Raw genomic sequence first — 9094 nt, forward strand, 5'->3', positions numbered from 1 at the left:
AGTAGAGGCGCTTTCGCCGTAAAATTCGTATCCGCCCTCCCCGAATTGAACGGGGGACAAGTCGATCTACAGTCGACTGCTCTACCAGGCTGAGCTAAGGGCGGTCACTGAATCGTAGCCGCCGGATCCAACTTAAGGGTTCTCTTTCGCCCCCGGTGTGAGCGGCCGTACCGCGGTTCGATCCGACGACGGGACGGTCTTCGATTTCACCGACGAACCGTCGACGGTCCCGCGCGGTTTTTAAGTCACTCGCGCCGGGAGCGGGCGTATGGCCGACGGCGACGACAGACAGGCGACGTTCGGGTCGGACGGCAGCTTGGAAACCGACACGACGCCCGACGCGACCGGCGAGAACGACTTCGGCGAGCCGAAAGAGCCGAACGAGACCGACGGGGGATACAACCGATACGCCGTCTCCAGCCTGCTCCAGAAGGCCGTGAGACGCTCCGACGAGGAGGTCGCCGCGTGGGCCGCGTGGGAGCTGGCGCGCTCCGGCTACGCGTGGAACCTCTGGGACCGCCTGACGCTGTACGTCGTCGAGGACCTCCGCGCCGGCAGCGAGGTCGCGCTCACCATCCAGCGCTACGAGGAGCTCGCCACCGAGCGATGGGAGCCGGCCGAGTGGAAGGGGCGACTCTGTGCGATCCACGCCGCGCTCGCCGCCGCGCGCGCGCAGTCGACCCGCGAGGGACCGAACGCGGACGAGTACTTCCGGGCCGTCGCCGAGCGCCGCGCCGACGCCCGCGAGCGCGGCGAGGAGCCCGCCCACGACTTCCCGGTCGGCGACCTCGAACCGGGCGGCGAGTTCGACGCGGTCTTCGACGGCCACACCGGCGAGGGGTCTCGGCTCGGCCGCGGAACCGAGTTCTTCAAGACGCGCGGCGCGCGGGTGGGACCGGAGGGCGAAGGCGAACACAGCGCTCGGTGGCAACGGCTCGCCATGCTGCTCGACGGGGACCACGACTACACCGAGGCGGAGCTCGACCGCGCCGTCGAGCCGGTCGACCCGGACGACCCTTGGACCGACCCCGAGGCCGTCGGAGAGGCGAGCGACTCGGACCGGGACGGAACCCGGGGAGACCGAGCGACCGAGACCGAGCCGAGCGACACGGCCGACAGCGACTCGCACGGCTCGCTCTCCGACTTCTCCGAGTGATTCTGACTCGACTGTCCGCCGGCCGAGCCTCGTGGTCCGCGGAGCGGGCGCACACGCTCGGAGTTCAACCCCGCGGGTGGCCGCTTCCGCCAACACTTATTGACGCGAGAGCGATAGGTCGGCCATGGTAGACGTCGCAATCGTCGGCGGTGGACCGGCAGGACTCAGCGCGGGACTGTTCGCGGGGAAGAACGGCCTCGACACCGTCCTGTTCGACACCGACGGCACGTGGATGCACAAGGCACACCTGTTCAATTACCTCGGCGTCGGCTCCGTGGGCGGAAGCGAGTTCATGGCGACCGCCCGGCAGCAGGTCGACGACTTCGGCGTCGACCGACACCAGGGCGAGGAAGTCACGGACGTCTCGGCGGCCGACGGCGGCTTCACCGTGACCACCGAGGACGGAGAGTACGACGCCGACTACGTCGTGTTAGCGACCGGCGCGAACCGCGACCTCGCGGAGTCGCTCGGCTGCGAGTTCGACGGCGACCTCGTCGACGTCGGCGTCTCGATGGAGACGAGCGTCGCGGGCGCGTACGCGACCGGCGCGATGGTCCGCGCGGAGGAGTGGCAGGCGGTCATTTCCGCCGGCGACGGCGCGGCCGCCGCGCTCAACATCCTCTCGGCCGAGAAGGGCGAGCACTACCACGACTTCGACGTGCCCGACACCGCGAGTTCGGTGTTCGGCGGCCTCATCGACGACGAGTAGCGACGACTGCGCGACCGGTCCTTTTAATCCGCCGAATCGGGCTGTCCGACGGGCTCCGGCGCGTCGCCGGCCTCGATCGCGCGCCGCGTCGCCTCGTCGAGTTCGACGAGATGACAGAGCGGGTTCCCCGGGTAGACCACCGGGTTCTCCAAGAGTCCGATAAGAAGACCGGTGAACGGCGCTTCGACGCCGACCGCGTCCTCTTTGAACGGGTTGGTGATCGTCGCGATCCGCTCGCCCTCGCGGACGAGCGAGCCGCTCTCGAAGTGCGTGTCGACGATACCGCCCGAGTCGGCGCGCAGCCACGTCTTCTCGCCAGCGCCGGCGACGATCGTCCGCCACCCGGGCCAGCGAACCGTGTCGGCGGAGAGCAGCTCGTACTCCGCGAACACCGACCGGACGCCGGCGAGCGCGTCGTCGATGAGCCCGCGCTGGAACCGATGCGCCTCGCCCATCTCTATCGTGATCGTGGGAATGTTATCGGCGGTCGCCTCACCGCGGAGCGTGCCGCTCGGGCCGTCGCTGTCGATGATCACGTTCGAGCCGAACGCCATCGCGAGCCGGTGGACGCCGTCGTGAGTCATATCCCCGCGGACGTGGAGCATGTTGGTCCGGCCGCGGGTGGAGGTGTGGAAGTCGAGCCCGACATCGCAGGGCGCGATGAAGTTCTCGTATATCTGGTGAGCCATCCGCTTCGAGCTGGTCGACCCGGCCTTTCCGGGGAACGAGCGGTTCAGGTCGCGGTCGTAGACCGGGAGGTAGCGCTGCTGGGCGATGAATCCGGGGACGTTCAACACGGGGAGACAGACGAGGGTTCCGGCGAGAGAGGAGAGGTCCCACTCGTGGGCGACCTCCCGGACGACCTCGATGCCGTTGAGTTCATCGCCGTGGGCGGCCGCGGTGAGGAAGACGGTCGGACCGTCGCGCTCGCCGTTGACGATCGTCACGGGTATCCGGACCGGGTCGCCGAGGTACGTCTCGCTGATTCCGTAGCGGATGTTCTGCGTCTCGCCGGGCGACACCGCGCCGCCGTTGTACGTGAACACCCGGTCGTCGCTCATGTCTGAGCCGAGCAGGGGGCGGGGTATATATATGGCGACCGCGAGACTCAGCGCTGATAGCCGCCGGAGCGATCGGCGCGCCTTTTAGGTCGGCCCGCGCAGGCACACGCATGAGTTCGGACTCGGTACGGGTTGGTGTGTTATCGCTACACAACAGTAAGGAAACGAAGGCGATCTGCAACGCCGTCGAGGACTTAGGCCACGAGCCGGTGTGGCTCCGCGAGGAGAACGCCGCGATAAGCGTCGAGGACGGCGACGTCTCGGTGGAGCCCGCCGTCGACGTCATCGCAAACCGCTTGCTGTTGTCGAACACCGATCAGCCAGCGGAGCTTCTGGGACTCGCGACGACCTTCGAGCGGATCCGGCCGATGCTCAACGAGCCGGACGCCGTGCTCGCCGCGATCCACAAGTTCGCGACGGCCGCGACGCTCGCCGACTGGAACATCCGCGTGCCGGACGCCCTGCTCGCGCTCTCGAACGACCGGCTCAACCAGGGCCGCGAGCGCTTCGGCGACGTGGGCGTGTACAAGACCGCCATCGGCACTCACGGCGGCGGGACGTGGAAGGTCGATCTCACGGAGCGCGTGAATCCCAAGGTGGGGAACCGGCAGGCGTTCCTCCAGAAGCTCATCGACCGCGACGACGCACAGCACCGCGACTTGCGCGTGTACATCGTCGGCGACGAGATCGTCGGCTCGATGTATCGCTACGCGCCCGAGGGCGACTGGCGCACGAACGTCGCGCTCGGCGGTGCGGTCGAGGACGCCACCGACGACATGCCCGAGGAGGCCGCAGAGACCGCCCTCTACGCGGCCGAGGTGATGGACCTCGACTACGCCGGCGTCGACCTCGTCGAGGGGTACGACGGCTGGTACGTCCTCGAAGTGAACCCGACGGCCGGGTTCAAGGGTCTCTACGAGGCGACGGGCACGAGTCCCGCGCCGCACATCGCGAAGCTCGCGATCGAGACGGTCGGCGGCGAGGTCGACGACGACGCGGTCGATCGGATCGCCGCGACGCTCGACGACTCGCGGCCCTCGTGTGCGCCGGTCCCGAAGACGACGAGCTCCGAACAGCCCGACATCGGCTACATCGAGGAGGTCGTCGTCACGGGTACCTCCGGGTCCACGCAGGCGCTCGCGAAGTCGGACACGGGCGCGACGCGAACCAGCATCGACACCCAGCTCGCCGCCGAGATCGGTGCGGGCCCGATAAAGAGCATGACGCGCGTGAAATCTGGGAGCGTGAAGGGCGGGAAGGCCCGGCCGGTCGTCGACCTCGTTATCGGCATCGGCGGGAACCAACACACGGTCACCGCCAGCGTCGAGGACCGCGGGCACATGGAGTACCCCTTGCTGTTGGGCCGCGACATCCTCAGCGATTACCGGGTCGACGTGCGCCGGCGCGCGGACGCCGACGAGACCGAACGCGGCGAAGGCGGCGAGATACTCGAGGAGGAGTAGCGGGAGAGGCGTCGGACGCAGACGCCGACTCACGCGGACGCCGACGCACTGTGAGATAGATCACCCTTCGATCGCCGCGTCCGATCGCGTCAGAACCCGACGTGGGAGGTCGACCCCGGTCCGTCGTCCTCGTCCGCCGGCCCGTCGCGAACGTAGTCGTAGTCGTCGTCGGTGAGGTACACGACGCCGTCGTCGACGGCGACCTCGACGGCCGGCAGGCTCGTCCCCGCGGCCTCGCCGTTGTCACAGTCGCCGGAACAGGCGTCGAACATCGACCCGTGTTTCGGGCAGACGATCTCGCCGTCGCGCATCGCCGCCCCGTCGCCCCGATCGAGCCGCTGGGTCTCGTGCGGGCAGACGTTCACCCACGCGCGAACCCCCGGCGTTTCCTCACAGCGAACGAGGATCACCTCCGTCTCGTTGGTGAACCCGTCTTCGGCCGTGAACAGGTGTGACCCTCGCTCGGGTACCGCCGCGAGGTCGGCGATCTTCGTACCGGTCATCGACGGGACCGAGGCTCCGGTACACCTAAAACGTGTTCGTGAGCCCACTCGCGGCCGCCTCCGATAGATTTTACCGGGTAGTAAGAGAACGTCAGGTATGAGTCACTTCGATCGAGCGACCGGCGCCGAACCGCGGGCGGCCGACGCCGGGTCCGAGTCCGACTCCCACGCCGAGCCCGGACTCCGCTCTGAGCCCGGCACCGAAGCCGAACCCGGCCGCGAGTCCGCCGGCGACGAGGACGACGCACCCGACCTCGCGGCCGGCCGGCGGACCGAATCGCGACTGCCGCCGGCAGAGGCGTTCGCCGCGCTCGGAAACGACACCCGCGTCGAGATCTTGGAGGCGCTGTTGGAGCTGGGGGCGGACGACGCGCCGGTCAGCTTCAGCGCCCTCTTCGAGCGGGTCGATCTCGCGGACAGCGCCAACTTCAGTTACCACCTCGATCAGCTCGCCGGGCACTTCGTGCGGCGCGGCGAAGAGGGCTACGAGTTTCGCTACCCCGGTCGGAAGGTCGTGAGCGCCATCTTCACCGGAACGCTCACGGAGCGCGCCCAGCTCGGTTTCTTCCCGGTCGACGGGGCGTGTTACGACTGCGACGGCGACCTCCACGGCTGGTACGTCGACGACACGCTCACGATCGGCTGTGCCGACTGCGGGACCGTCCACGTGAGCTACCCGTTCCCCTCCGGCGGCCTCGACGACCGGTCTGCCGCGGACTTGCCCGAGGCGTTCCACCACTACGTCAGACACCACTACTGTCTCGCCGCCGACGGCGTCTGCCCGGAGTGTACCGGCACGGTCGAGACGACGCTCGTCGCCGACCCCGACGAGTCGGCCCTCGACGTCGCCGTCGAGCACGTCTGTACGCGGTGCCGGTACCGACTGCGCTCGACGGTCGGGCTCACGCTGCTCGACCACGCCGAGACGCTCGTGTTCCACGCGAACCGCGGCGTCGACCTCAACACCGAGCCGTTCTGGGCGTTCGACTGGTGCGTGAGCGACGCGCGAACGACCGTCGTCTCCACGGACGACGAGCCGCTCCGCGTCCGGCTGGCGCTGCCCTGCGGCGGCGACGAACTCCGCGTCGTCGTCGACGAGACGGGCACGGTGGTCGAGACGACGCTGGCCGAATGACCGGGGCGGCGACTCACTCCTCAGCGTACAGCGAGTCCAGAATGAACTCGTCGATGGCGGCGCGGGCCTCGTCGGGGGCGTCCTCGTGACCGAGCGCCATCCGCCGGCCGCGGGCCGCGTGGATCACGTCGGTGATGAGTTGGCCCATCCGATCGGCGTCGACGGGGACGAACACTCCTCGTTCGATGCCGTCCTCGACGACCTCGACGATGCTCCCGCGGATGCGGTCGTAGTGCTCGTTGAAGATCTCGCGGTGCTCGCCGTCGTTTTGCGCGTGGGTGTACAGCTCGTGGTACACCTTCATCCGGTCCCAGTGGGAGAACTCCTCGAACTCGGGACCGAACAGGCACTGGTCGATCCGCGCGTCCAGTTCCGCCCGCGGGTCCGCGTCCGCGTCGACCTCGACGCTCCCCTCGTACTGGTCGATGACGTACTCCAGAAACGACGACAGCAGGTCGTACTTGCCGTCGAAGTGGTAGTGGATCACCTGTCGCGTGAGGTCCATCTCCTCGCCGATGTCGCGCATTCGGAGGTCGGTGTACCCGTGCTTGCTCAACGCACGGAAGGTGGCCTCCATGATCACCTCCTCGGTGTCCTTCGCGGAGACCGCGTCGGGGGAGTCGCTCATACCTGACCTGTGCGGGTGCGAGGTATAATACGATTGCTGTGCGCGAGACCGAACGCGCCGCGACGCGGGGGATTCGCCCCGAGTGCGCTCTCTTTACCATGCGGTAAATTTTTACCCTCTTGGGCGAACGATACACCCGCGCATGACACGAACAATCATCCAGAACGGGACGATCGTCTCGCTCGATCCCGACGTGGGGGACGTAGATGGCGGCGACGTGCTGATCGAAGACGGCGAGATACTCGAGGTCGGTCGCGGGCTCTCGGCCGAGAACGCCGAGGTCATCGACGCCTCGGACCACATCGTCATCCCCGGCTTCGTCGACTCGCACATCCACCTCGCGCAGACGCAGGTCAGGGGCATCGCCGGGGACTGGTCGCTCATGGGCGAGTACTTCGACCACATGCTCGGGAACATCACCGGGCTCTACCGGCCCGAGGACATGTACCTCGGCGGGCTCTTCGGCGCGTTCGAGAAGCTCCACACCGGGACGACCACGGCGCTCGACTGGTCGTACCCGAACACGCTCGAACACGGCGAGCGCGCCGTCGACGCGCTGAAGGACGCCGGACTGCGCGCGGTGTACACGTACGGGCCGCCGGGCGACGACGCGGCGAAGTGGTGGTACGAGAGCGACGTCGGCCTCCCCGAAGAGAACATCCGCACGCTCTACGACGAGCAGATCGCGGACGACGACCGACTCTCCCTGGCGCTCGGCCTCCGCGGACCGGACTTCTGTACCCCCGAGACCGCCCGCAGCGACCTGGAACTGGCGCGAGATCTGGACGCGCTCTCGTCCATCCACATGGGGGCCGCGCTGTGGCCTTCCTCCGTGTACGGCGACGACTATCAGGGCTTCGGGGCCATCGAGGACATGCTCGGCCCCGACGTCAACGTCGCGCACGGCAACCACTTCTCACAGGAGGACATCGATCACGCCGTCGAGCAGGGCGTCTCCTTCTCGTCGACGCCGGAAGTCGAGATGCAGATGGGTCACGGCATTCCCGTCACCGGCAAGGTGATCGAGGCCGGCGGCCGCCCGACGTGGGGGGTCGACGTCTGTTCGAACATCAGCGGGGACATGAGCAGTCAGATGCGGATCGGCATGCAGGTCCAGCGGATGTTCGACAACCAGGCGGTCTTAGAGGGCGACGAGGAGGTCACCGAGGTGAGCATCTCCGCGCGCGACACCCTCGAGATGGCGACCATCGAGGGCGCGAAGGCGCTCGGCTTAGACGACGAGATCGGGACGATCACGCCCGGCAAGCGCGCGGACGTCGTGCTGGTGAGAGAAAACGACTTCCTGACGGCCCCGTCGCACTCGCCGGTCCAGACGGTCGTGTTCCAGTCCGACACCTCGCACGTCGACACCGTTCTCGTCGACGGCGAGGTCGTGAAACGCGACGGCGAACTGACGAACCCGAAGGTCCGCGAGGAGTTCGACCGCTTCGTCGAGTCCGGCTGCCGGCTGCTCGATGAGGCGGGACTCGAGTTCTGAGACCCGCGCGACCGACTGAACCTACCACGACATCACGACACTGACTCAATGCAACTCGGACAATATCACACGACAGACGCGGACGAACCGTGGTGCGGCGTCGCCACTGAGGACGGCTCGATCGTCAGCCTCTCCGAGGCGGGCGCGGCCGCGGGCATCCACCTCCCGGACGCAACGACCGACCTCCTCGCCGAGTGGAACTGGCGACGCAAGGCCGAACTCGCGGTCGAGCACGCGGCGGAGACGGGCGCGGGCGTCTACGACGCCGACGCCGTCGACCGCGCGGCCCCGGTGACGAACCCGCAGAAGGTCGTCTGCGTCGGGCTGAACTACCGCGACCACGCCGAGGAGGGCGACAACCCGATCCCGGACGAACCCGTCCTCTTCTCGAAGTTCCCGACGACGGTGACCGGACCGGAAGACACCGTCTCGTGGGATCCGGACCTCACGCAGAAGGTCGATTACGAGGCCGAACTCGTCGCGGTCATCGGCGAGGAGGCGCGCCGCGTCGACCCCGACGAGGCGCTCGATCACGTCGCCGGATTCACGGTCGGCAACGACGTGTCCGCGCGCGACCTCCAGCACGGCGACGGCCAGTGGGTCCGCGGCAAGAGCCTCGACTCGTTCGCGCCGATCGGCCCCGAGATCGTCACGACCGACGAGGTCGGCGACCCGCACGATCTGGCGATCAGCGCGGACGTCAACGGCGAGCGACTTCAGGAGTCGTCGACGTCGAACCTCATCTTCGGGATCGACGAACTCGTCTCCTTCTGCAGTCAGGCGTTCACGCTCACGCCGGGCGATCTCCTCTTCACCGGCACGCCGCCCGGGGTGGGCGTCTACCGCGAGCCCCCGGTGCTTCTCGGCGACGGCGACACCGTCACCGTGACCGTCGATGGCGTCGGCGAGTTGACGACCGACTTCGCGTTCGACTGAGCATC

The 9094-nt window shown here is 68.0% G+C and carries 9 protein-coding genes and 1 tRNA gene; 6 read left to right on the plus strand and 4 right to left on the minus strand.

Translation table 11 applies throughout. From position 1 onward, the window contains the following. Positions 1 to 30 precede the first annotated feature (30 nt). Positions 31 to 104, minus strand: a tRNA-Tyr gene (locus NO930_RS03025). A gap of 164 nt (positions 105 to 268) precedes the next feature. On the opposite strand from NO930_RS03025, the gene NO930_RS03030 reads away from it, so the two are divergent. Then, the gene (locus tag NO930_RS03030; protein WP_256402445.1) at positions 269 to 1156 is read left to right on the plus strand and encodes a hypothetical protein; all 888 of its coding nucleotides are present in this window, start codon (positions 269 to 271) and stop codon (positions 1154 to 1156) included. A gap of 124 nt (positions 1157 to 1280) precedes the next feature. Continuing rightward, positions 1281 to 1865: an NAD(P)/FAD-dependent oxidoreductase gene (locus NO930_RS03035; RefSeq protein WP_256402446.1), complete on the plus strand. Its 585-nt coding sequence runs from the start codon at positions 1281 to 1283 to the stop codon at positions 1863 to 1865. A 23-nt stretch (positions 1866 to 1888) separates the two neighbouring features. On the opposite strand, the gene NO930_RS03040 is transcribed toward NO930_RS03035, so the two are convergent. Further along, positions 1889 to 2926, minus strand: a complete 1038-nt coding sequence (locus NO930_RS03040; protein WP_137783721.1) for a succinylglutamate desuccinylase/aspartoacylase family protein — start codon at positions 2924 to 2926, stop codon at positions 1889 to 1891. A gap of 110 nt (positions 2927 to 3036) precedes the next feature. Here NO930_RS03040 and NO930_RS03045 point away from each other — a divergent pair, with 110 nt between their 5' ends. Beyond that, a complete protein-coding gene (locus NO930_RS03045) occupies positions 3037 to 4389 on the plus strand; it encodes a putative ATP-dependent zinc protease (protein WP_256402447.1) in 1353 nt (450 codons plus the stop codon). Positions 4390 to 4478: 89 nt separating this feature from the next. Here NO930_RS03045 and NO930_RS03050 read toward each other — a convergent pair whose 3' ends face one another. Further along, a complete protein-coding gene (locus tag NO930_RS03050; RefSeq protein WP_137783506.1) occupies positions 4479 to 4892 on the minus strand; it encodes a Rieske (2Fe-2S) protein in 414 nt (137 codons plus the stop codon). 97 nt (positions 4893 to 4989) lie between these two features. Between NO930_RS03050 and NO930_RS03055 the strand changes: the two genes are divergently transcribed. Next, complete coding sequence (locus tag NO930_RS03055; protein ID WP_256402448.1) at positions 4990 to 6027, plus strand: ArsR/SmtB family transcription factor; 1038 nt, start codon at positions 4990 to 4992, stop codon at positions 6025 to 6027. Positions 6028 to 6040: 13 nt separating this feature from the next. On the opposite strand, the gene NO930_RS03060 is transcribed toward NO930_RS03055, so the two are convergent. After that, positions 6041 to 6655: a TetR/AcrR family transcriptional regulator gene (locus NO930_RS03060; RefSeq protein WP_137783508.1), complete on the minus strand. Its 615-nt coding sequence runs from the start codon at positions 6653 to 6655 to the stop codon at positions 6041 to 6043. A 142-nt stretch (positions 6656 to 6797) separates the two neighbouring features. Between NO930_RS03060 and NO930_RS03065 the strand changes: the two genes are divergently transcribed. Together NO930_RS03065 and NO930_RS03070 are read left to right on the plus strand one after the other, a co-directional pair. Further along, positions 6798 to 8153 (plus strand): amidohydrolase family protein, encoded by a 1356-nt coding sequence (locus NO930_RS03065; RefSeq protein WP_137783509.1) that lies wholly within the window; start codon positions 6798 to 6800, stop codon positions 8151 to 8153. Positions 8154 to 8201: 48 nt separating this feature from the next. Further along, on the plus strand, positions 8202 to 9089 hold the full coding sequence (locus tag NO930_RS03070; RefSeq protein WP_137783510.1) for a fumarylacetoacetate hydrolase family protein: 888 nt from the start codon (positions 8202 to 8204) through the stop codon (positions 9087 to 9089). Positions 9090 to 9094: the final 5 nt, after the last annotated feature.

The sequence above is a fragment of the Halorubrum salinum genome, from assembly GCF_024494575.1.
Taxonomy (GTDB): Archaea; Halobacteriota; Halobacteria; order Halobacteriales; family Haloferacaceae; genus Halorubrum; species Halorubrum salinum.

Excerpts from the sequence above, each read along its gene's own strand:
- NO930_RS03030 (WP_256402445.1), top strand. The coding sequence starts at position 269 with ATGGCCGACGGCGACGACAGACAGGCGACGTTCGGGTCGGACGGCAGC.
- NO930_RS03035 (WP_256402446.1), top strand. The coding sequence starts at position 1,281 with ATGGTAGACGTCGCAATCGTCGGCGGTGGACCGGCAGGACTCAGCGCG.
- NO930_RS03040 (WP_137783721.1), bottom strand. The coding sequence starts at position 2,926 with ATGAGCGACGACCGGGTGTTCACGTACAACGGCGGCGCGGTGTCGCCC.
- NO930_RS03045 (WP_256402447.1), top strand. The coding sequence starts at position 3,037 with ATGAGTTCGGACTCGGTACGGGTTGGTGTGTTATCGCTACACAACAGT.
- NO930_RS03050 (WP_137783506.1), bottom strand. The coding sequence starts at position 4,892 with ATGACCGGTACGAAGATCGCCGACCTCGCGGCGGTACCCGAGCGAGGG.
- NO930_RS03055 (WP_256402448.1), top strand. The coding sequence starts at position 4,990 with ATGAGTCACTTCGATCGAGCGACCGGCGCCGAACCGCGGGCGGCCGAC.
- NO930_RS03060 (WP_137783508.1), bottom strand. The coding sequence starts at position 6,655 with ATGAGCGACTCCCCCGACGCGGTCTCCGCGAAGGACACCGAGGAGGTG.
- NO930_RS03065 (WP_137783509.1), top strand. The coding sequence starts at position 6,798 with ATGACACGAACAATCATCCAGAACGGGACGATCGTCTCGCTCGATCCC.
- NO930_RS03070 (WP_137783510.1), top strand. The coding sequence starts at position 8,202 with ATGCAACTCGGACAATATCACACGACAGACGCGGACGAACCGTGGTGC.